Source organism: Pantoea sp. X-Soil-ISGK-285, from assembly GCF_059730815.1.
Genome location: NZ_AP035938.1, coordinates 3,681,894 through 3,699,765, shown reverse-complemented (window position 1 = coordinate 3,699,765; position 17,872 = coordinate 3,681,894). Strand labels below are relative to the sequence as shown.

At 51.3% G+C, this 17,872-nt stretch carries 29 protein-coding genes; 28 read left to right on the top strand and 1 reads right to left on the bottom strand.

Features of this window, described 5'->3' with window-relative positions:
• The first annotated feature begins 30 nt into the window (after positions 1-30).
• From AC6I8B_RS17510 to bfr, 10 genes are all read left to right on the top strand, one after another.
• Positions 31-753 carry a helix-turn-helix transcriptional regulator gene (locus AC6I8B_RS17510; RefSeq protein ID WP_010253029.1) on the top strand — a complete coding sequence of 241 codons (723 nt, stop codon included), beginning with the start codon at positions 31-33 and terminating at the stop codon, positions 751-753.
• Positions 753-1,139, top strand: coding sequence for a sulfurtransferase complex subunit TusD (gene tusD / locus AC6I8B_RS17505; protein WP_010671584.1), 387 nt, complete (start codon positions 753-755; stop codon positions 1,137-1,139). Before AC6I8B_RS17510 ends, tusD begins: the two co-directional genes overlap by 1 nt.
• Positions 1,139-1,498 (top strand): sulfurtransferase complex subunit TusC, encoded by a 360-nt coding sequence (gene tusC / locus AC6I8B_RS17500; protein WP_010253027.1) that lies wholly within the window; start codon positions 1,139-1,141, stop codon positions 1,496-1,498. Before tusD ends, tusC begins: the two co-directional genes overlap by 1 nt.
• A 9-nt stretch (positions 1,499-1,507) precedes the next feature.
• Positions 1,508-1,795 (top strand): sulfurtransferase complex subunit TusB, encoded by a 288-nt coding sequence (gene tusB / locus AC6I8B_RS17495; RefSeq protein WP_010253026.1) that lies wholly within the window; start codon positions 1,508-1,510, stop codon positions 1,793-1,795.
• Between the two features lie 124 nt (positions 1,796-1,919).
• Positions 1,920-2,294, top strand: coding sequence for a 30S ribosomal protein S12 (gene rpsL, locus AC6I8B_RS17490; RefSeq protein ID WP_003852912.1), 375 nt, complete (start codon positions 1,920-1,922; stop codon positions 2,292-2,294).
• A 96-nt stretch (positions 2,295-2,390) separates the two neighbouring features.
• On the top strand, positions 2,391-2,861 hold the full coding sequence (gene rpsG, locus AC6I8B_RS17485; protein WP_003852909.1) for a 30S ribosomal protein S7: 471 nt from the start codon (positions 2,391-2,393) through the stop codon (positions 2,859-2,861).
• A 90-nt stretch (positions 2,862-2,951) separates the two neighbouring features.
• Positions 2,952-5,066: an elongation factor G gene (gene fusA / locus AC6I8B_RS17480; protein ID WP_010253020.1), complete on the top strand. Its 2,115-nt coding sequence runs from the start codon at positions 2,952-2,954 to the stop codon at positions 5,064-5,066.
• Positions 5,067-5,134: 68 nt separating this feature from the next.
• Positions 5,135-6,319, top strand: coding sequence for an elongation factor Tu (gene tuf / locus AC6I8B_RS17475; protein WP_010253018.1), 1,185 nt, complete (start codon positions 5,135-5,137; stop codon positions 6,317-6,319).
• A 171-nt stretch (positions 6,320-6,490) separates the two neighbouring features.
• Entirely contained in the window at positions 6,491-6,685 is a 195-nt protein-coding gene (gene bfd / locus AC6I8B_RS17470; protein WP_010671585.1) for a bacterioferritin-associated ferredoxin, read from the top strand.
• 100 nt (positions 6,686-6,785) lie between these two features.
• Complete coding sequence (gene bfr, locus AC6I8B_RS17465; RefSeq protein WP_010253012.1) at positions 6,786-7,259, top strand: bacterioferritin; 474 nt, start codon at positions 6,786-6,788, stop codon at positions 7,257-7,259.
• Here the strand turns inward: bfr and AC6I8B_RS17460 are convergent.
• A complete protein-coding gene (locus tag AC6I8B_RS17460) occupies positions 7,246-8,019 on the bottom strand; it encodes a prepilin peptidase (protein WP_033772971.1) in 774 nt (257 codons plus the stop codon). The genes bfr and AC6I8B_RS17460 overlap by 14 nt on opposite strands.
• Before the next feature lie 393 nt (positions 8,020-8,412).
• On the opposite strand from AC6I8B_RS17460, the gene rpsJ reads away from it, so the two are divergent.
• The 18 genes from rpsJ to rplF all read left to right on the top strand — a co-directional run bounded on the left by rpsJ (position 8,413) and on the right by rplF (position 17,867).
• Positions 8,413-8,724 carry a 30S ribosomal protein S10 gene (rpsJ, locus tag AC6I8B_RS17455; RefSeq protein ID WP_001181005.1) on the top strand — a complete coding sequence of 104 codons (312 nt, stop codon included), beginning with the start codon at positions 8,413-8,415 and terminating at the stop codon, positions 8,722-8,724.
• Between the two features lie 32 nt (positions 8,725-8,756).
• Positions 8,757-9,386, top strand: a complete 630-nt coding sequence (gene rplC / locus AC6I8B_RS17450; protein ID WP_497817531.1) for a 50S ribosomal protein L3 — start codon at positions 8,757-8,759, stop codon at positions 9,384-9,386.
• A 10-nt stretch (positions 9,387-9,396) separates the two neighbouring features.
• Entirely contained in the window at positions 9,397-10,002 is a 606-nt protein-coding gene (gene rplD / locus AC6I8B_RS17445) for a 50S ribosomal protein L4 (protein ID WP_003850711.1), read from the top strand.
• Complete coding sequence (gene rplW / locus AC6I8B_RS17440; protein ID WP_003850708.1) at positions 9,999-10,301, top strand: 50S ribosomal protein L23; 303 nt, start codon at positions 9,999-10,001, stop codon at positions 10,299-10,301. The genes rplD and rplW overlap by 4 nt, the downstream gene beginning before the upstream one ends.
• Positions 10,302-10,318: 17 nt before the next feature.
• On the top strand, positions 10,319-11,140 hold the full coding sequence (gene rplB / locus AC6I8B_RS17435) for a 50S ribosomal protein L2 (RefSeq protein ID WP_008927137.1): 822 nt from the start codon (positions 10,319-10,321) through the stop codon (positions 11,138-11,140).
• A 16-nt stretch (positions 11,141-11,156) separates the two neighbouring features.
• Positions 11,157-11,435 carry a 30S ribosomal protein S19 gene (rpsS, locus tag AC6I8B_RS17430; RefSeq protein WP_001138115.1) on the top strand — a complete coding sequence of 93 codons (279 nt, stop codon included), beginning with the start codon at positions 11,157-11,159 and terminating at the stop codon, positions 11,433-11,435.
• Between the two features lie 13 nt (positions 11,436-11,448).
• Positions 11,449-11,781 carry a 50S ribosomal protein L22 gene (gene rplV / locus AC6I8B_RS17425; protein ID WP_008927136.1) on the top strand — a complete coding sequence of 111 codons (333 nt, stop codon included), beginning with the start codon at positions 11,449-11,451 and terminating at the stop codon, positions 11,779-11,781.
• A gap of 17 nt (positions 11,782-11,798) precedes the next feature.
• Positions 11,799-12,497 (top strand): 30S ribosomal protein S3, encoded by a 699-nt coding sequence (gene rpsC / locus AC6I8B_RS17420; RefSeq protein ID WP_009087585.1) that lies wholly within the window; start codon positions 11,799-11,801, stop codon positions 12,495-12,497.
• A 12-nt stretch (positions 12,498-12,509) separates the two neighbouring features.
• Entirely contained in the window at positions 12,510-12,920 is a 411-nt protein-coding gene (rplP, locus tag AC6I8B_RS17415) for a 50S ribosomal protein L16 (protein ID WP_008927134.1), read from the top strand.
• Positions 12,920-13,111, top strand: coding sequence for a 50S ribosomal protein L29 (rpmC, locus tag AC6I8B_RS17410; RefSeq protein ID WP_003850146.1), 192 nt, complete (start codon positions 12,920-12,922; stop codon positions 13,109-13,111). Before rplP ends, rpmC begins: the two co-directional genes overlap by 1 nt.
• Positions 13,111-13,365 (top strand): 30S ribosomal protein S17, encoded by a 255-nt coding sequence (gene rpsQ, locus AC6I8B_RS17405; RefSeq protein ID WP_003850147.1) that lies wholly within the window; start codon positions 13,111-13,113, stop codon positions 13,363-13,365. Before rpmC ends, rpsQ begins: the two co-directional genes overlap by 1 nt.
• 358 nt (positions 13,366-13,723) lie before the next feature.
• Entirely contained in the window at positions 13,724-15,076 is a 1,353-nt protein-coding gene (locus tag AC6I8B_RS17400) for an 8-oxoguanine deaminase (RefSeq protein WP_033772970.1), read from the top strand.
• A gap of 248 nt (positions 15,077-15,324) precedes the next feature.
• Positions 15,325-15,696: a 50S ribosomal protein L14 gene (gene rplN / locus AC6I8B_RS17395; RefSeq protein WP_006120590.1), complete on the top strand. Its 372-nt coding sequence runs from the start codon at positions 15,325-15,327 to the stop codon at positions 15,694-15,696.
• A 10-nt stretch (positions 15,697-15,706) separates the two neighbouring features.
• Complete coding sequence (rplX, locus tag AC6I8B_RS17390) at positions 15,707-16,021, top strand: 50S ribosomal protein L24 (RefSeq protein ID WP_003850150.1); 315 nt, start codon at positions 15,707-15,709, stop codon at positions 16,019-16,021.
• A 14-nt stretch (positions 16,022-16,035) separates the two neighbouring features.
• Positions 16,036-16,575, top strand: a complete 540-nt coding sequence (gene rplE, locus AC6I8B_RS17385; protein WP_003850155.1) for a 50S ribosomal protein L5 — start codon at positions 16,036-16,038, stop codon at positions 16,573-16,575.
• 14 nt (positions 16,576-16,589) lie between these two features.
• A complete protein-coding gene (gene rpsN / locus AC6I8B_RS17380; protein ID WP_008927132.1) occupies positions 16,590-16,895 on the top strand; it encodes a 30S ribosomal protein S14 in 306 nt (101 codons plus the stop codon).
• A 32-nt stretch (positions 16,896-16,927) separates the two neighbouring features.
• Positions 16,928-17,320: a 30S ribosomal protein S8 gene (rpsH, locus tag AC6I8B_RS17375; protein WP_003850158.1), complete on the top strand. Its 393-nt coding sequence runs from the start codon at positions 16,928-16,930 to the stop codon at positions 17,318-17,320.
• Positions 17,321-17,333: 13 nt separating this feature from the next.
• Positions 17,334-17,867, top strand: a complete 534-nt coding sequence (gene rplF / locus AC6I8B_RS17370; protein WP_003850161.1) for a 50S ribosomal protein L6 — start codon at positions 17,334-17,336, stop codon at positions 17,865-17,867.
• Positions 17,868-17,872 lie beyond the last annotated feature (5 nt).

Sequence of the window (17,872 nt, the reverse complement as noted above, 5' to 3'; positions counted from 1 at the left end):
GGCTCCAGCCATTCAGGGTGATACTCTTCAATGTCTAATCCATTCAATCCGGGTGAACTGAGCGACTTCGATCTTCTGGAGCAGCGCCCGTTCGAACAAAGTGATTACGATATTCTGAAATCGTACGAGGCTGTCGTGGATGGCCTGGCGATGTTGATCGGTTCGCATTGTGAAATTGTCCTGCATTCGCTTGAAGATCTTAAGTGTTCGGCAGTGCGTATCGCTAATGGTGAACACACTGGACGTAAAGTCGGTTCGCCTATTACCGATTTAGCCTTGCGTATGCTGCATGATATGCATGGTGCGGACAGTAATGTCTCCCGTGCCTACTTCACACGTGCCAAAAGCGGCGTGCTGATGAAATCAGTCACGATTGCGATTCGTAACCGTCAGCAGCGGGTCATTGGCTTGCTCTGCATCAACATGAACCTTGATGTGCCATTCTCACAGATCATGTCGACCTTTATGCCGCCCGAGATGCAGCAGGTTGACTCCAACGTCAACTTCGCCAGTTCGGTAGACGATCTGGTGATGCAGACGCTGGAGTTCACCATTGAAGAGGTGAGTGCTGACCGTAATGTATCGAATAACGCCAAGAATCGTCAGATTGTGCTGAACCTGTATGAGAAGGGGATCTTCGACATCAAGGATGCCATCAACCAGGTGGCCGATCGGCTGAATATTTCCAAACACACCGTCTATCTCTATATCCGTCAGTTTAAAAATGGCGACTTCCAGGGGCAGGAGCGGTAATGCGTTACACCCTGCTGGTCACCGGCCCGGCTTACGGTACGCAACAGGCGACCAGTGCCTGGCTGTTTGCCTGCGCACTGCTGACGGCAGGCCATCAGCTTGACAGTGTTTTCTTCTATCGCGAAGGGGTGCTGAACGCTAACCAACTGACGTCGCCCGCCAGTGATGAGTTTGATCTGGTGCGCGCATGGCAGACATTGCATCAGGAGCAGGGTGTGGCACTGAATATTTGTGTGGCGGCCGCGCTGCGTCGTGGCGTCAGCGACCAGCAGGAAGCGGCACGACTCCAGCTGGCGGGCAGTAACCTGCAGCCGGGCTTTACCCTGAGCGGGCTGGGCGCGCTGGCGGAAGCGGCGCTGAGCTGTGAACGCATGGTGCAGTTCTGATGAATCGGGTCGCGTTTGTCTTTACCCGGGCGCCGCACGGCAGCAGCGCAGGACGTGAGGGGCTGGATGCCGCGCTGGCCACGGGCGCGCTCAGTGAGGATATCGGCCTGTTTTTTATCGGTGATGGCGTGCTGCAGCTTAATCTGCACCAGCAACCTGAGACGATTAAGAGCCGTCACTATGCCGCGACCTTTGGCGTGCTGGCACTATATGAGATTGAACACTGCTATCTCTGCCGGACATCGCTGATAGCGCGTGGATTAGAGGTTGACGCTGACCGGTTGCTGGATGTTACGCTACTGGACGCGCCGGCACTGCGACAGACGCTGGCCAGCTACGATCGCATTCTTACTTTTTAAGAGACGTTAATGCTGCATACGTTACTGCACTCACCGGCACACTGTGACCTTGAGAGCCTGCTTTTAATGGCGGGTGCGGGTGATGACCTGCTGCTGTTGCAGGATGGCGTGCTGGCCGCTTTAGCTGGCAGCCACGCATTGATGCGACTGTCAGAGAGCGAAGCGACGCTCTGGGTGCTGGACGAAGATGTCCAGGCTCGCGGTCTCGCTGGACAAATTTCGACCCGTGTGCAGTCAGTAGACTATACTGGGTTTGTCACGCTAACGATCAGGCATCAGCAACAAATGGTCTGGTAATCGGCTAAAACCTGGTTATTTCTTGACACCCCTTTGACTCAGCCCTAAAATTCTGCCTCCTCGTAATTCTACGAGGCGATTTATTACGTGTTTACGAAGCAAAAGCAAATCCAGGAGCTATTTAATGGCAACAGTTAACCAGCTGGTTCGCAAACCACGCGTCCGCAAAGTTGCAAAGAGCAACGTGCCGGCGCTGGAAGCTTGCCCGCAAAAACGTGGCGTTTGTACTCGTGTGTACACCACCACTCCTAAGAAACCAAACTCCGCACTGCGTAAAGTCTGCCGTGTGCGTTTGACCAACGGTTTTGAAGTTACCTCCTACATTGGTGGTGAAGGTCATAACCTGCAGGAACACTCCGTGATCCTGATCCGTGGCGGTCGTGTAAAAGACCTGCCAGGTGTGCGTTACCACACCGTTCGTGGCGCGCTTGACTGCTCAGGTGTTAAAGACCGTAAGCAGGCTCGCTCCAAGTACGGCGTGAAGAAGCCAAAGGCTTAATGGTTCTCCGTTAAGTAAGGCCAAACGTTTTAAATTAAATGTCAAAATAAACTCATAGAGTTTTGGACAATCCTGAATTAACAACGGAGTATTTCCATGCCACGTCGTCGCGTCATTGGTCAGCGTAAAATTCTGCCAGATCCTAAGTTCGGATCAGAGCTGCTGGCCAAATTTGTAAATATCCTGATGGTAGATGGTAAAAAATCTACTGCAGAATCAATCGTTTATACCGCGCTTGAGACCCTGGCTCAGCGTTCAGGTAAAAACGCGCTGGAATCTTTTGAAGTAGCTCTGGAAAACGTGCGTCCGACTGTCGAAGTTAAGTCACGTCGCGTTGGTGGTTCTACTTATCAGGTACCAGTAGAAGTCCGTCCGGTTCGTCGTAATGCTCTGGCAATGCGCTGGATCGTAGATGCTGCTCGTAAACGCGGTGATAAATCAATGGCTCTTCGCCTGGCGAACGAACTTTCTGATGCTGCAGAGAACAAAGGTACAGCAGTTAAGAAACGTGAAGACGTTCACCGCATGGCAGAAGCCAACAAGGCGTTCGCACACTACCGTTGGTAATCACCACGTAGTTGTTAAACCAGCGGGCGCTCAATCAGCCAACCCGCTGGGGTCGACTTACCTTGAACGTCCGAGAATCAGAGGAATCAAATGGCTCGTAAAACACCCATTGCCCGCTACCGTAATATCGGTATCAGTGCGCACATCGACGCCGGTAAGACTACCACTACCGAACGCGTTCTGTTCTACACCGGTGTAAACCACAAAATCGGTGAAGTACATGACGGCGCAGCAACCATGGACTGGATGGAGCAGGAACAGGAACGTGGTATTACCATCACCTCCGCTGCGACCACCTGTTACTGGTCTGGTATGGCCAAGCAGTTTGAACCACACCACGTAAACATTATCGACACCCCAGGACACGTTGACTTCACCATCGAAGTTGAGCGTTCTATGCGTGTGCTTGATGGCGCGGTAATGGTTTACTGTGCAGTTGGTGGCGTTCAGCCACAGTCTGAGACCGTATGGCGTCAGGCTAACAAATATAAAGTTCCACGCATTGCGTTCGTTAACAAAATGGACCGCATGGGTGCTAACTTCCTGAAAGTTGTTAAACAGATGGAAGTTCGTCTGGGCGCAACTCCAGTTCCTCTGCAGCTGGCTATCGGCGCAGAAGAGAAATTCACCGGTGTTGTTGACCTGGTGAAAATGAAAGCAATCAACTGGAACGACGCAGACCAGGGTGTAACCTTCGTCTACGAAGATATCCCAGCTGATATGCAGGAACTGGCTGAAGAATGGCATGCGAAGCTGGTTGAAGCCGCTGCTGAAGGCTCTGATGAGCTGATGGAGAAATTCTTCGGTGGTGAAGAACTGACTGAAGAAGAGATCAAAACATCTCTGCGTAAGCGTGTTCTGAACAACGAAATTATCCTGGTAACCTGTGGTTCTGCATTTAAGAACAAAGGTGTTCAGGCGATGCTGGATGCAGTTGTTGAATATCTGCCAGCACCGACTGACGTTACCGCGATCAACGGTATGCTGGACGACGGTAAAGACACGCCGGCTGTTCGTCACTCTGATGACAACGAGCCGTTTGCTGCACTGGCGTTCAAAATCGCTACCGACCCGTTCGTGGGTAACTTAACCTTCTTCCGCGTTTACTCTGGTGTTGTTAACACGGGTGACACCGTGTTCAACCCGGTTAAGTCAAACCGTGAGCGTCTGGGCCGTATCGTTCAGATGCACGCTAACAAGCGTGAAGAGATTAAAGAAGTTCGTGCGGGTGATATCGCAGCTGCGATCGGCCTGAAAGATGTGACCACTGGTGACACCCTGTGTGACCCAGATAACGTCATCATCCTTGAGCGCATGGAGTTCCCGGAGCCGGTAATCTCTATCGCCGTTGAGCCAAAAACCAAAGCTGACCAGGAAAAAATGGGTCTGGCTCTGGGCCGTCTGGCAAAAGAAGACCCATCATTCCGCGTATGGACTGATGAAGAATCTAACCAGACCATCATCGCCGGTATGGGTGAATTGCACCTCGACATCATCGTTGACCGTATGAAGCGTGAGTTCAACGTTGAAGCAAACGTGGGTAAACCACAGGTTGCTTACCGTGAAGCGATTCGCAACAAAGTTACCGATGTTGAAGGTAAACACGCCAAGCAGTCTGGTGGTCGTGGTCAGTATGGTCATGTTGTTATCGACATGTACCCACTGGAGCCAGGTTCGAACCCGAAAGGCTACGAATTTGTCAACGACATCAAAGGTGGTGTGATTCCTGGTGAATACATCCCTGCGGTTGACAAAGGTATCCAGGAGCAGCTGAAATCAGGCCCTCTGGCTGGTTACCCGGTTGTGGATCTGGGCGTGCGTCTGCACTTCGGTTCTTACCACGATGTCGACTCCTCAGAACTGGCGTTTAAACTGGCCGCGTCTCTTGCCTTCAAACAAGGCTTTAAACAAGCGACACCTGTTCTGCTTGAGCCTATCATGAAGGTTGAAGTTGAAACGCCAGAAGAGAACACGGGTGATGTCATCGGTGACCTTAGCCGTCGTCGTGGTATGCTCAAAGGGCAGGAATCTAACGCTACTGGCGTTCAGATTCACGCTGAAGTTCCGTTGTCTGAGATGTTCGGATACGCAACTCAGCTGCGTTCTCTGACCAAAGGTCGTGCTTCTTACTCCATGGAGTTCCTGAAGTATGACGATGCGCCAAACAACGTAGCGCAGGCCGTTATTGAAGCTCGTAGCAAATAAGCTACGGTTTAAATTTGAACTGATGCCTTCACCCAGATGGTGAAGGCACAACGTAAGGAATTATCGCCATGGCGAAAGAGCAATTTCAGCGTAACAAACTGCACGTAAACGTGGGCACCATCGGTCACGTCGACCACGGTAAAACCACCCTGACTGCAGCTATCACCACCGTACTGTCTAAAACTTACGGCGGCCAGGCTCGTGCATTCGATCAGATCGATAACGCACCAGAAGAGAAAGCACGTGGTATCACCATCAACACTTCACACGTTGAGTATGAAACCCCGACTCGCCACTATGCGCACGTTGACTGCCCAGGCCACGCCGACTATGTGAAAAACATGATCACCGGTGCTGCGCAGATGGACGGCGCGATCCTGGTTGTTGCTGCGACTGATGGCCCAATGCCACAGACCCGTGAGCACATCCTGCTGGGTCGTCAGGTTGGCGTTCCTTACATCATCGTGTTCCTGAACAAGTGTGACATGGTTGATGATGAAGAGCTGCTGGAACTGGTAGAGATGGAAGTTCGTGACCTGCTGTCAGCATATGACTTCCCAGGCGACGACACTCCAATCGTTCGTGGTTCTGCTCTGAAAGCGCTGGAAGGCAACCCAGAGTGGGAAGCGAAAATCATCGAACTGGCTGAGCATCTGGACAACTACATCCCAGAGCCACAGCGTGCGATCGACATGCCGTTCCTGCTGCCAATCGAAGACGTATTCTCAATCTCTGGCCGTGGTACCGTTGTTACCGGTCGTGTTGAGCGCGGCATCGTTAAAGTCGGCGACGAAGTTGAAATCGTGGGTATCAAAGATACTGTGAAATCAACCTGTACCGGTGTTGAAATGTTCCGTAAGCTGCTGGACCAGGGTCAGGCAGGCGAAAACTGTGGTGTTCTGCTGCGCGGTATCAAGCGTGAAGACATCCAGCGTGGCCAGGTTCTGGCTAAGCCAGGCTCAATCAAGCCGCACACCCAGTTCGAGTCAGAAGTTTACGTTCTGTCTAAAGACGAAGGTGGTCGCCATACTCCGTTCTTCAAAGGCTATCGTCCACAGTTCTACTTCCGTACAACTGACGTAACCGGTTCAGTAGAGCTGCCAGAAGGCGTTGAAATGGTCATGCCAGGCGACAACATCAAAATGGTTGTTACCCTGATCCACCCAATCGCAATGGACGAAGGTCTGCGCTTCGCAATCCGCGAAGGCGGCCGTACCGTTGGCGCGGGTGTTGTTGCTAAAGTTATCGCTTAATTGTGATATCTGCTGTGGCTGTGTAAATGGCCACTGCAACACAGTAAAAAGAGCACTTCGGTGCTCTTTTTTTTTGCTCTGAAAACGCCATAACCCTGCAAAGGGTGGGTTTGAAATAAAAACGATTCGCATTTACACTGTGTACAGAAAATGTACCCGAGTGATGAATCAATGTACGTCTGCCTGTGTAATGCCATCAGTGATAAAACCCTTCGTGAAGTCGTGCGTCGCTATCAGCCAAAATCTATTCAGCAACTGCGCCAGCTTGTGCCGGTCGGCAAGCAATGCGGCAAATGCATTCGTGCTGCGCGTGAAATTATGGATGAAGAGATGCAGCATGCACCACTCTACAAAGAGATAGCCTGACCGACGATCGGTGCGTGAATACCCACAATATCTGTCGCGTTTTTTTGACTTCTTTTTAACCGCATCTACGCTCTAATAAACCAGACGCGGAGGGTTAACAATGAAGGGCGATATCAAAGTTATCAGTCATCTCAACAAACTGCTTGGAAATGAACTGGTTGCTATCAATCAGTACTTTCTTCATGCGCGCATGTTCAAAAACTGGGGTCTGACGCGCCTCAATGATGTGGAATACCATGAATCAATCGATGAGATGAAACATGCCGATAAATATATTGAGCGTATTCTTTTCCTTGAAGGGATTCCAAATCTTCAGGATCTGGGACGGCTCCGTATCGGTGAAGATGTTGAAGAGATGCTGAGTTCAGACCTGAATCTGGAGCTGGAGGGCGCGAAAGACCTTCGTGAAGCTATCTCCTATGCTGACAAAGTGCATGACTATGTCAGCCGTGACATGATGATTGAAATCCTGGCTGATGAGGAACATCACATCGACTGGATTGAGACGGAACTTGAGTTAATTCAGAAGATGGGCATCCAGAACTATCTGCAGGCTCAAATCAAACAAGAGTGAATCGGGTCTGCAGTACTATCGCTACCCAGCCCGCAATGGCCAGGAAAGGGCCAAACGGCAGCGGGCTGTCCCCCTGAATAAAACCCCGCAATTGCAGCATCACGATCGACGTCAGCGCCATAACGGTGGCACCCAACGCAATCCAGGGTAATGCCTGCCAGCCACAGCAGGCACCTAACGCTGCGAAGAGCTTGATATCGCCATAACCTAATCCCTCGTACCCCCGCATCTGCCGATAGCTCCAGGCGAGCAGCCACAACGCACAGTAGCCCGCCACAACACCCCATATCGCCGTTGTTTCGGTTCCGGACAGCGTGGCATGAAGTAATCCGGACCAGAGCAGCAGATAATTGAGCGGATCAGGTATACAGAAGTGGCGGCGATCGATGGCAGCCACGAGCAGCAAGAGGCCGGAGGCCGTAATAATAAAAACAGCCTCCGCAGAGTGGTCAAAACTCTGCAGCACCAGCAGGCACAGAAGGGCGAACAGCCATTCAATGACAACGCTTTCTGCGCCGAACGCGCGATGACAGAAGCGACACCGTCCTTTTAAGCCAGGCCAGCTGACTAACGGCAGCGCATCTCGCCACAGCAGGCGCTGCTGGCAATGATTACAGTGCGAACCCGGAAAGCAGAGTAGGGCAAACCATTGAGCGGGTGAGAGGGCGGGGGTGAAGCGCTGGCTGGTCAGCGAAAGAAAGCTTCCCAATGCACCTCCGCCTGCGAGTGCAGCAATGTGAGTTATCAGAGTGGGCGACATGATTATGCTCCGGACGAAAGGTTAGATGCACTCTCGTGGGCAACGGGTTCTGTGTCACCTATGAATGAAGAAGGGCGGAAACAGACTCACAACTGAATAACTGATTTATCAGCGATACGGCAGTGCAATGCGACGCACGCTTCACGAACCGGCCACAATTTAATGGGTAAAACCTCAACACGGGTTGCTTCCTGAACAGATTTACGTATAATGTGCGGGCCTGCAGATATTGCAGGCGCGATTCGAGCAGAATCGCAGACGGCTGAAATTTAGGCCGCCTGACAATACTCCCAATTGTGGAGTTATATGCTGAACGATTACACTCTCCCATCAATCGTAATGGGCTCGAGTAGTAATTTTTTTCGTCTATAAAAAGTTTGGAGCTCTGGTCTCATGCAGAACCAAAGAATCCGTATCCGTCTTAAAGCGTTTGATCATCGTCTGATCGATCAATCAACCGCGGAAATCGTTGAGACCGCCAAGCGCACTGGTGCGCAGGTTCGTGGTCCAATCCCGCTGCCAACCCGCAAAGAGCGTTTTACTGTTCTGATCTCTCCGCACGTTAACAAAGATGCGCGTGATCAGTACGAAATCCGCACTCACAAGCGTCTGGTAGACATCGTTGAGCCAACTGAAAAAACCGTTGATGCTCTGATGCGTCTGGATCTGGCTGCCGGTGTTGACGTGCAGATCAGCCTGGGTTAATCAGGTCATCGAGCGATTGAGAGGTTGAAACAATGATTGGTTTAGTCGGTAAAAAAGTGGGCATGACCCGCATCTTCACTGAAGATGGCGTTTCTATCCCCGTCACCGTAATCGAAGTTGAAGCGAACCGCGTTACTCAGGTCAAAGGCCTGAAAAACGATGGTTACCAGGCAATTCAGGTTACCACCGGTGCTAAAAAAGCAAACCGTGTGACCAAACCTGAAGCTGGTCATTTTGCTAAAGCTGGCGTTGAAGCTGGCCGTGGCCTGTGGGAATTCCGCACCGCTGAAGGTGAAGAATACTCTGTAGGTCAGAGCATCAGCGTTGAGATTTTCGCTGAAGTTAAGAAAGTTGACGTAACCGGTACCTCTAAAGGTAAAGGTTTCGCCGGTACCGTTAAGCGCTGGAACTTCCGTACCCAGGACGCTACTCACGGTAACTCCTTGTCTCACCGCGTTCCGGGTTCTATCGGTCAGAACCAGACTCCGGGCAAAGTGTTCAAAGGCAAGAAAATGGCAGGTCAGCTGGGTAATGAGCGCGTAACCGTTCAGAGTCTGGACGTAGTACGTGTTGACGCTGAGCGCAACCTGCTGCTGGTTAAAGGTGCAGTTCCCGGTGCTACCGGTAGCGACCTGATCGTTAAACCAGCTGTGAAGGCGTAAGGGGATAGCAATGGAATTAGTATTGAAAGACGCGCAGAGCGCGCTGACTGTTTCCGAAACTACCTTCGGTCGTGATTTCAACGAAGCGCTGGTTCACCAGGTTGTTGTTGCTTACGCATCTGGCGCCCGCCAGGGTACTCGCGCGCAGAAAACTCGCGCCGAAGTAACCGGTTCAGGCAAAAAGCCATGGCGTCAAAAAGGCACCGGCCGTGCACGTGCAGGTTCTGTAAAGAGCCCAATCTGGCGTTCAGGTGGTGTGACCTTTGCTGCGAAGCCGCAGGACCACAGTCAAAAAGTTAACAAAAAGATGTACCGCGGCGCGCTGAAAAGCATCCTGTCCGAACTGGTACGTCAAGATCGTCTGATCGTTGTCGAATCATTTGCTGTAGAAGCACCGAAAACCAAGCTGCTGGTACAGAAACTGAAAGACATGGCTCTGGAAGACGTGCTGATCATCACCGGTGAACTGGATGAGAATCTGTTCCTGGCTGCGCGCAACCTGTACAAGGTTGACGTACGTGATGCATCCGGTATCGACCCAGTTAGCCTGATCGCCTTCGACAAAGTCGTTATGACTGCTGATGCAGTTAAGCAAGTTGAGGAGATGCTGGCATGATCCGTGAAGAACGTCTGCTGAAAGTACTGCGCGCGCCGCACGTATCTGAAAAAGCATCTAGCGCGATGGAAAAAACCAATACCATCGTTCTCAAAGTTGCTAATGACGCGACCAAAGCAGAGATCGTTGCTGCTGTTGAGAAACTGTTCGAAGTAGAAGTTAAAGACGTAAACACCCTGGTAGTTAAGGGCAAAGTTAAGCGTCAAGGACAGCGTATCGGTCGTCGTAGCGACTGGAAAAAAGCTTACGTCACCCTGAAAGAAGGCCAGAATCTGGACTTCGCTGGCGGCGCTGAGTAAGTCGGAGGAGAAAGACAATGGCAGTTGTTAAATGTAAACCGACATCTCCGGGTCGTCGCCATGTAGTTAAAGTGGTAAACGCGGAGCTGCACAAGGGCAAACCATTTGCCCCGCTGGTAGAAAAAAACAGCAAATCCGGTGGCCGTAACAACAATGGTCGTATCACTACCCGTCATATCGGTGGTGGTCACAAGCAGGCTTATCGTATTGTTGACTTCAAACGCAACAAAGACGGTATCCCGGCAGTTGTTGAACGTCTTGAGTACGATCCGAACCGCTCTGCGAACATCGCACTGGTTCTGTACAAAGACGGCGAGCGCCGTTACATCCTGGCCCCTAAAGGCCTGAAAGCCGGCGACCAGATCCAATCTGGCGTTGATGCTGCGATTAAAGCAGGTAACACTCTGCCGATGCGTAACATCCCGGTGGGTTCAACCGTGCATAACGTAGAAATGAAACCAGGCAAAGGCGGTCAGATTGCTCGCTCAGCCGGTGCTTACGTGCAGATCGTTGCGCGTGAAGGTTCTTACGTTACCCTGCGTCTGCGTTCAGGTGAAATGCGTAAAGTCGAGTCTGACTGCCGCGCAACACTGGGCGAAGTCGGCAACGCTGAGCATATGCTGCGCGTTCTGGGTAAAGCTGGTGCAGCCCGTTGGCGTGGTGTTCGTCCTACCGTTCGTGGTACCGCGATGAACCCAGTTGATCACCCGCACGGTGGTGGTGAAGGTCGTAACTTTGGTAAGCACCCGGTAACTCCGTGGGGCGTTCAGACCAAAGGTAAGAAGACCCGTAGCAACAAGCGTACCGATAAGTTTATCGTACGTCGCCGTAGCAAATAATATTAGAGGATAAGCCATGCCACGTTCTCTCAAGAAAGGTCCTTTTATTGACCTGCACTTGCTGAAGAAGGTAGAGAAAGCGGTGGAAAGCGGTGACAAGAAGCCTTTGCGCACTTGGTCCCGTCGTTCAACGATCTTTCCTAACATGATCGGTTTGACCATCGCTGTCCATAATGGTCGTCAGCACGTTCCTGTCTTTGTTTCCGACGAAATGGTTGGTCACAAACTGGGTGAATTCGCGCCGACACGTACTTATCGCGGTCACGCGGCTGATAAAAAAGCCAAGAAGAAATAAGTAGGAGGAAGAGATGGAAACTTTAGCTCAACATCGCCACGCTCGTTCTTCTGCTCAGAAGGTTCGCCTTGTTGCTGACCTGATTCGCGGTAAGAAAGTGTCGCAGGCACTGGACATTTTGACCTACACCAATAAGAAAGCGGCTGTACTGGTCAAAAAAGTTCTGGAATCTGCCATTGCTAACGCCGAACACAACGATGGCGCTGATATCGACGATCTGAAAATCACGAAAATTTTCGTTGATGAAGGTCCGACCATGAAACGCATTATGCCGCGTGCCAAAGGTCGTGCAGATCGCATCCTGAAGCGCACCAGCCACATTACTGTGGTTGTGTCCGATCGCTGAGACTCTGGAGACTAGCAATGGGTCAGAAAGTACATCCTAATGGTATTCGCCTGGGTATTGTAAAACCATGGAACTCTACCTGGTTTGCGAACACCAAAGAATTCGCTGACAACCTGGACAGCGATTTTAAAGTACGTCAGTTTTTGACTAAAGAACTGGCTAAAGCATCTGTCTCTCGTATCGTTATCGAGCGTCCAGCGAAGAGCATCCGTGTGACTATTCACACCGCTCGTCCGGGCATCGTTATCGGTAAGAAAGGCGAAGATGTAGAAAAACTGCGCACGGTCGTCGCGAATATCGCTGGCGTTCCTGCACAGATTAATATCGCCGAAGTCCGCAAGCCGGAACTGGACGCGAAACTGGTAGCTGACAGCATCACTTCACAGCTGGAGCGTCGTGTGATGTTCCGTCGTGCTATGAAGCGTGCAGTTCAGAACGCCATGCGTCTTGGCGCGAAGGGTATTAAAGTCGAAGTTAGCGGCCGTCTGGGTGGCGCCGAGATCGCACGTACCGAATGGTATCGTGAAGGTCGCGTGCCATTGCACACACTGCGTGCTGACATTGACTACAACACCTCTGAAGCGCACACCACTTATGGTGTAATCGGCGTTAAGGTATGGATCTTCAAAGGTGAGATCCTGGGTGGTATGGCTGCTGTTGAACAACCGGAACCGGCTGCTCAACCTAAAAAGCAGCAGCGTAAAGGCCGTAAGTAAGGAGAGTCGCTGATGTTACAACCAAAGCGTACGAAATTCCGTAAAGTGCACAAAGGCCGTAACCGCGGTCTGGCTGCGGGTACGGATGTCAGCTTCGGTACTTTCGGTCTGAAAGCTGTTGGCCGTGGTCGTCTGACTGCTCGTCAGATCGAAGCAGCACGTCGTGCTATGACCCGTGCAGTTAAGCGTCAAGGTAAGATCTGGATCCGAGTATTCCCGGACAAACCGATCACCGAGAAGCCGCTGGAAGTGCGTATGGGTAAAGGTAAGGGTAACGTAGAGTATTGGGTTGCCCTGATCCAGCCTGGTAAAGTCCTGTATGAAATGGACGGCGTACCAGAAGAGCTGGCCCGTGAAGCATTCAAGCTGGCAGCAGCAAAACTGCCTATCAAAACCACCTTTGTAACTAAGACGGTGATGTAATGAAAGCAACTGAGCTGCGTGAAAAAAGCGTTGAAGAGCTGAACACTGAGCTGCTTAATCTGCTGCGTGAGCAATTTAACCTGCGCATGCAGGCAGCATCTGGCCAACTGCAGCAGACTCATCTGCTGAAACAGGTTCGCCGTGATGTTGCACGCGTTAAGACTTTACTGACTGAGAAGGCGGGTTCGTAATGACCGATAAAATCCGTACTCTGCAGGGTCGTGTAGTAAGTGACAAAATGCAGAAATCTGCAGTTGTTGCTATCGAACGTTTCGTGAAACACCCGATCTACGGCAAATTCATTAAACGTACGACCAAGCTGCACATCCATGACGAGAACAATGAATGTGGAATTGGTGACGTGGTAGAAATCCGCGAATGCCGTCCACTGTCCAAGACTAAATCCTGGACCCTGGTTCGCGTAATCGAGAAAGCTGTTCTGTAATAAGAATCGTTTTTTCTGAGGAAACCCTCTGCTTCGGCAGGGGGTTTTTTTTTGCCTGCGATTCGGGCTTGATCCATTTGTGCCCGTGGCAATACGGATTTGATGGTGCTCACAAATTCAGGGGCTTGCAGGGATTAAGCTGCCTCTCTTCAGGCGAGGTGGCCTGAAAACGCCAGGCTATAAACGCCGGGGTTATCATAACTGTACAAGGAAATGTGCCGTGAAAATGGAGAGTCATGACCGCTTACGCCGGTCACTGTTAAAATTGCCACTGTTAGCTGCGTTACCTGCGATTAGCTCTGCCAAAAGCTTGCCGCTATTATCGGGTAACACACAACCACTACCCACAGGCAATAGCATGGAACGAACTCTGTTACTGAAGAATGCTGAATGTGTGGTCTGCATGGATGCTGACCGTCGGGAAATAGGTAACGCCTCTATTCTGATAAAAGGAAATAAGATCCTTGCAGTCGGGGAAGCACGCTCGTTACCTGATAGCGCGGATGAGATCATCGATCTGCGAGGACATATTGTCATCCCTGGCCTGATCAATACGCATCACCACATGTATCAGAGCCTGACCCGCGCTATTCCTGCAGTGCAAAACGGCGAGCTCTTTAACTGGCTGACCCACCTCTATCCACTGTGGCAGAATCTGACGCCTGAGATGATTCATATCTCAACACAGATCTCCATGGCCGAGTTAATGCTCTCCGGCTGCACCACTACCAGTGACCATCTCTACGTCTACCCGAATGGCTGTAAGCTTGACGACAGTATTGAGGCTGCAGCCTTAATGGGCATGCGTTTCCATGCGAGCCGGGGCAGCATGAGCGTCGGTAAGTCCCTGGGTGGCTTACCACCCGATGCGCTGGTAGAGGATGAAGCCGCCATTCTTAAAGATACGCAGCGTGTGATTGAGCGCTACCATGATGACAGCCACGGTTCGATGTTACGCATCGTGGTTGCGCCATGTTCGCCGTTTTCAGTCAGCCGTGAGCTGATGAAGCAATCCGCAGCGATGGCACGCAGCTTCAATGTCTCTATGCATACCCATCTGGCGGAGAACGACAGCGATATTCGTTATAGCCGTGAAAAATTCAATATGACGCCAGCACAGTATGTTGAAGACCTCGGCTGGGTAGGACCGGATGTCTGGCATGCACACTGCGTCAAACTGGATCAGCATGGCATAGAACTCTTTGCACGTACCGGTACCGGCGTCGCGCACTGTCCCTGCTCGAACATGCGTCTCGGTTCCGGTATTGCGCCGATACGCCATATGTGTGATGCCGGCGTACACGTGGGTATGGGTGTGGATGGCTCAGCCTCCAATGACAGCTCAGACATGATGGCCGAAGTTCGTCAGGCGATGCTTCTGCAACGCGTTGGCTTCGGCCCGGATGCGATGACGGCACGTCAGGCACTGGAACTGGCGACGCTGGGTGGAGCAAAGGTACTAAACCGCGATGATGTGGGCACCATTGCGCCGGGCATGATGGCCGATCTGGCCATTTTTGACCTGAATCGAATTGGACTTGCCGGGGCAGGGCACGATCCTGTAGCCGCCCTGGTGTTCTGTAATCCGGGACAGGTTGCCTATAGCATCATTAACGGAAAAGTCCGGGTACGGGACGGACAAGTGGCCGGAATTGAACTGCCAGCCGTGTTGCGTCAGCATAACCAACTGGCCAGGAAACTGGCTGGTTGAGTCAGAAGGGCACTTTATTTGGGAGGCGACGAAAAATAAGGCAGATTACATTTGCTACTGTTCGCACTATTCCCTAGAATACGCCCTCCCTGTCATCAGGGGAAATCAGCGGCTCGATTGAGAGCCGTTTATTTTTTCTACCCATCTGTGAGAACCGGTGTTACAATGCCGCGCCCTCAATTATGGGGCTTTCTAACGACCTGAGGTTTAGGTCCCGAAGTAGTAGTTGACATTAGCGGAGCACTAAAATGATCCAAGAACAGACTATGCTGAACGTCGCCGACAACTCCGGTGCACGTCGCGTAATGTGTATCAAGGTTCTGGGTGGCTCGCACCGTCGCTACGCAGGCGTCGGTGACATCATCAAAGTTACCATCAAGGAAGCAATTCCGCGTGGTAAAGTCAAAAAAGGTGATGTCCTGAAGGCGGTAGTGGTGCGCACCAGGAAGGGTGTTCGTCGCCCGGACGGTTCTGTCATTCGCTTCGATGGTAATGCATGCGTTATTCTGAACAATAACAGTGAGCAGCCTATCGGTACGCGTATTTTTGGGCCGGTAACTCGTGAACTTCGTACTGAAAAGTTCATGAAAATTATCTCTCTGGCACCAGAAGTACTCTAAGGAGCGAACAATGGCAGCTAAAATCCGTCGTAACGACGAAGTTATCGTGTTAACCGGTAAAGATAAAGGTAAGCGCGGTAAAGTTAAGAATGTCCTGTCTTCTGGTAAGGTCATCGTTGAAGGTATCAACCTGGTGAAGAAACATCAGAAGCCGGTTCCGGCTCTGAACCAACCAGGTGGCATCGTTGAAAAAGAAGCTGCTATTCAGGTTTCTAACGTTGCACTGTTCAACGCGGCAACTGGTAAGGCTGACCGTGTAGGCTTTAGATTCGAAGACGGCAAAAAAGTCCGTTTCTTCAAGTCTAACAGCGAAACTATCAAGTAATTTGGAGTAGTACGATGGCGAAACTGCATGATTACTACAAAGACGAAGTAGTCCAGAAACTCATGACAGAGTTTGGCTACAATTCTGTCATGCAAGTCCCTCGGGTCGAGAAGATCACCCTGAACATGGGTGTTGGTGAAGCGATCGCTGACAAGAAACTGCTGGATAACGCAGCAGCTGACCTGGCAGCAATCTCCGGTCAAAAACCGCTGGTCACCAAAGCACGCAAATCAGTTGCAGGCTTCAAAATCCGTCAGGGCTATCCGATCGGCTGTAAAGTAACTCTGCGTGGCGAGCGCATGTGGGAGTTCTTTGAGCGTCTGGTCACCATTGCTGTTCCACGTATCCGTGACTTCCGTGGCTTGTCCGCTAAGTCATTCGATGGTCGTGGCAACTACAGCATGGGTGTACGTGAGCAGATCATCTTCCCAGAAATCGACTACGACAAAGTCGATCGCGTTCGTGGTTTGGATATCACCATTACCACTACTGCGAAATCTGATGATGAAGGCCGTGCTCTGCTGGCTGCCTTTGACTTCCCGTTCCGTAAGTAAGGTAGGGTTACTTAATGGCTAAGCAATCTATGAAAGCACGCGAAGTTAAGCGTGCAAAATTAGCAGACAAATTCTTCGCTAAACGCGCTGAACTGAAAGCGATCATCTCTGATGTGAACGCTTCCGACGAAGATCGTTGGGATGCTGTTCTGAAGCTGCAGAGTCTGCCGCGTGATTCCAGCCCTTCGCGTCAGCGTAACCGCTGCCGTCAAACAGGTCGTCCGCACGGTTTCCTGCGGAAGTTTGGGTTGAGCCGTATCAAGGTCCGCGAAGCCGCCATGCGCGGTGAAATCCCGGGCCTGAAAAAGGCTAGCTGGTAATTGTCACCAATTGAATCACGGGAGTAACACAGATGAGCATGCAAGATCCGATCGCGGATATGCTGACCCGTATCCGTAACGGTCAGGCCGCAAACAAAGTTGCGGTCACCATGCCTTCCTCCAAGCTGAAATTGGCAATTGCCAACGTTCTGAAGGAAGAAGGATATATTGAAGATTTCAAAATCGAAGGCGACATCAAGCTGGAACTGGAACTTACTCTCAAGTATTTCCAGGGTAAAGCTGTTGTAGAAAGCATTCAGCGAGTAAGCCGTCCTGGTCTGCGCATCTATAAGAAAAAAGATGAGCTGCCAAAGGTAATGGCTGGTATGGGCATCGCTGTAGTTTCTACATCTAAAGGTGTCATGACTGATCGTGCAGCGCGCCAGGCAGGTCTTGGTGGCGAAATTATCTGCTACGTAGCGTAATCGGAGGATACATATGTCTCGTGTTGCTAAAGCACCTGTCGTTGTTCCTGCCGGCGTAGAGGTAAAACTCAACGGTCAGGTAATTTCGATTAAAGGTAAAAACGGCGAGCTGACTCGTACTATCAATGATGCTGTTGAAGTTAAGCATGCTGACAACGCTCTGACTTTCGCTCCGCGCGAAGGTTTCGTTGACGGCTGGGCGCAGGCGGGTACTTCTCGCGCGCTGCTGAACGCAATGGTAATCGGTGTTACCGAAGGCTTCACTAAGAAGCTGCAGCTGGTTGGTGTAGGTTATCGTGCAGCCGTTAAAGGCGACGTGGTTAACCTGTCTCTGGGCTTTTCTCATCCAGTCGATCACCAGCTGCCCGCGGGTATCACTGCAGAATGTCCAACTCAGACTGAGATCGTGCTGAAAGGCGCTGATAAACAGCTGATTGGTCAGGTTGCAGCGGACTTGCGCGCCTACCGTCGTCCTGAGCCTTATAAAGGCAAGGGTGTCCGTTACGCCGACGAAGTCGTGCGTACCAAAGAGGCTAAGAAGAAGTAAGGTAA

Excerpts from the sequence above, each read along its gene's own strand:
- AC6I8B_RS17510 (WP_010253029.1), top strand. The coding sequence starts at position 31 with ATGTCTAATCCATTCAATCCGGGTGAACTGAGCGACTTCGATCTTCTG.
- tusD (WP_010671584.1), top strand. The coding sequence starts at position 753 with ATGCGTTACACCCTGCTGGTCACCGGCCCGGCTTACGGTACGCAACAG.
- tusC (WP_010253027.1), top strand. The coding sequence starts at position 1,139 with ATGAATCGGGTCGCGTTTGTCTTTACCCGGGCGCCGCACGGCAGCAGC.
- tusB (WP_010253026.1), top strand. The coding sequence starts at position 1,508 with ATGCTGCATACGTTACTGCACTCACCGGCACACTGTGACCTTGAGAGC.
- rpsL (WP_003852912.1), top strand. The coding sequence starts at position 1,920 with ATGGCAACAGTTAACCAGCTGGTTCGCAAACCACGCGTCCGCAAAGTT.
- rpsG (WP_003852909.1), top strand. The coding sequence starts at position 2,391 with ATGCCACGTCGTCGCGTCATTGGTCAGCGTAAAATTCTGCCAGATCCT.
- fusA (WP_010253020.1), top strand. The coding sequence starts at position 2,952 with ATGGCTCGTAAAACACCCATTGCCCGCTACCGTAATATCGGTATCAGT.
- tuf (WP_010253018.1), top strand. The coding sequence starts at position 5,135 with ATGGCGAAAGAGCAATTTCAGCGTAACAAACTGCACGTAAACGTGGGC.
- bfd (WP_010671585.1), top strand. The coding sequence starts at position 6,491 with ATGTACGTCTGCCTGTGTAATGCCATCAGTGATAAAACCCTTCGTGAA.
- bfr (WP_010253012.1), top strand. The coding sequence starts at position 6,786 with ATGAAGGGCGATATCAAAGTTATCAGTCATCTCAACAAACTGCTTGGA.
- AC6I8B_RS17460 (WP_033772971.1), bottom strand. The coding sequence starts at position 8,019 with ATGTCGCCCACTCTGATAACTCACATTGCTGCACTCGCAGGCGGAGGT.
- rpsJ (WP_001181005.1), top strand. The coding sequence starts at position 8,413 with ATGCAGAACCAAAGAATCCGTATCCGTCTTAAAGCGTTTGATCATCGT.
- rplC (WP_497817531.1), top strand. The coding sequence starts at position 8,757 with ATGATTGGTTTAGTCGGTAAAAAAGTGGGCATGACCCGCATCTTCACT.
- rplD (WP_003850711.1), top strand. The coding sequence starts at position 9,397 with ATGGAATTAGTATTGAAAGACGCGCAGAGCGCGCTGACTGTTTCCGAA.
- rplW (WP_003850708.1), top strand. The coding sequence starts at position 9,999 with ATGATCCGTGAAGAACGTCTGCTGAAAGTACTGCGCGCGCCGCACGTA.
- rplB (WP_008927137.1), top strand. The coding sequence starts at position 10,319 with ATGGCAGTTGTTAAATGTAAACCGACATCTCCGGGTCGTCGCCATGTA.
- rpsS (WP_001138115.1), top strand. The coding sequence starts at position 11,157 with ATGCCACGTTCTCTCAAGAAAGGTCCTTTTATTGACCTGCACTTGCTG.
- rplV (WP_008927136.1), top strand. The coding sequence starts at position 11,449 with ATGGAAACTTTAGCTCAACATCGCCACGCTCGTTCTTCTGCTCAGAAG.
- rpsC (WP_009087585.1), top strand. The coding sequence starts at position 11,799 with ATGGGTCAGAAAGTACATCCTAATGGTATTCGCCTGGGTATTGTAAAA.
- rplP (WP_008927134.1), top strand. The coding sequence starts at position 12,510 with ATGTTACAACCAAAGCGTACGAAATTCCGTAAAGTGCACAAAGGCCGT.
- rpmC (WP_003850146.1), top strand. The coding sequence starts at position 12,920 with ATGAAAGCAACTGAGCTGCGTGAAAAAAGCGTTGAAGAGCTGAACACT.
- rpsQ (WP_003850147.1), top strand. The coding sequence starts at position 13,111 with ATGACCGATAAAATCCGTACTCTGCAGGGTCGTGTAGTAAGTGACAAA.
- AC6I8B_RS17400 (WP_033772970.1), top strand. The coding sequence starts at position 13,724 with ATGGAACGAACTCTGTTACTGAAGAATGCTGAATGTGTGGTCTGCATG.
- rplN (WP_006120590.1), top strand. The coding sequence starts at position 15,325 with ATGATCCAAGAACAGACTATGCTGAACGTCGCCGACAACTCCGGTGCA.
- rplX (WP_003850150.1), top strand. The coding sequence starts at position 15,707 with ATGGCAGCTAAAATCCGTCGTAACGACGAAGTTATCGTGTTAACCGGT.
- rplE (WP_003850155.1), top strand. The coding sequence starts at position 16,036 with ATGGCGAAACTGCATGATTACTACAAAGACGAAGTAGTCCAGAAACTC.
- rpsN (WP_008927132.1), top strand. The coding sequence starts at position 16,590 with ATGGCTAAGCAATCTATGAAAGCACGCGAAGTTAAGCGTGCAAAATTA.
- rpsH (WP_003850158.1), top strand. The coding sequence starts at position 16,928 with ATGAGCATGCAAGATCCGATCGCGGATATGCTGACCCGTATCCGTAAC.
- rplF (WP_003850161.1), top strand. The coding sequence starts at position 17,334 with ATGTCTCGTGTTGCTAAAGCACCTGTCGTTGTTCCTGCCGGCGTAGAG.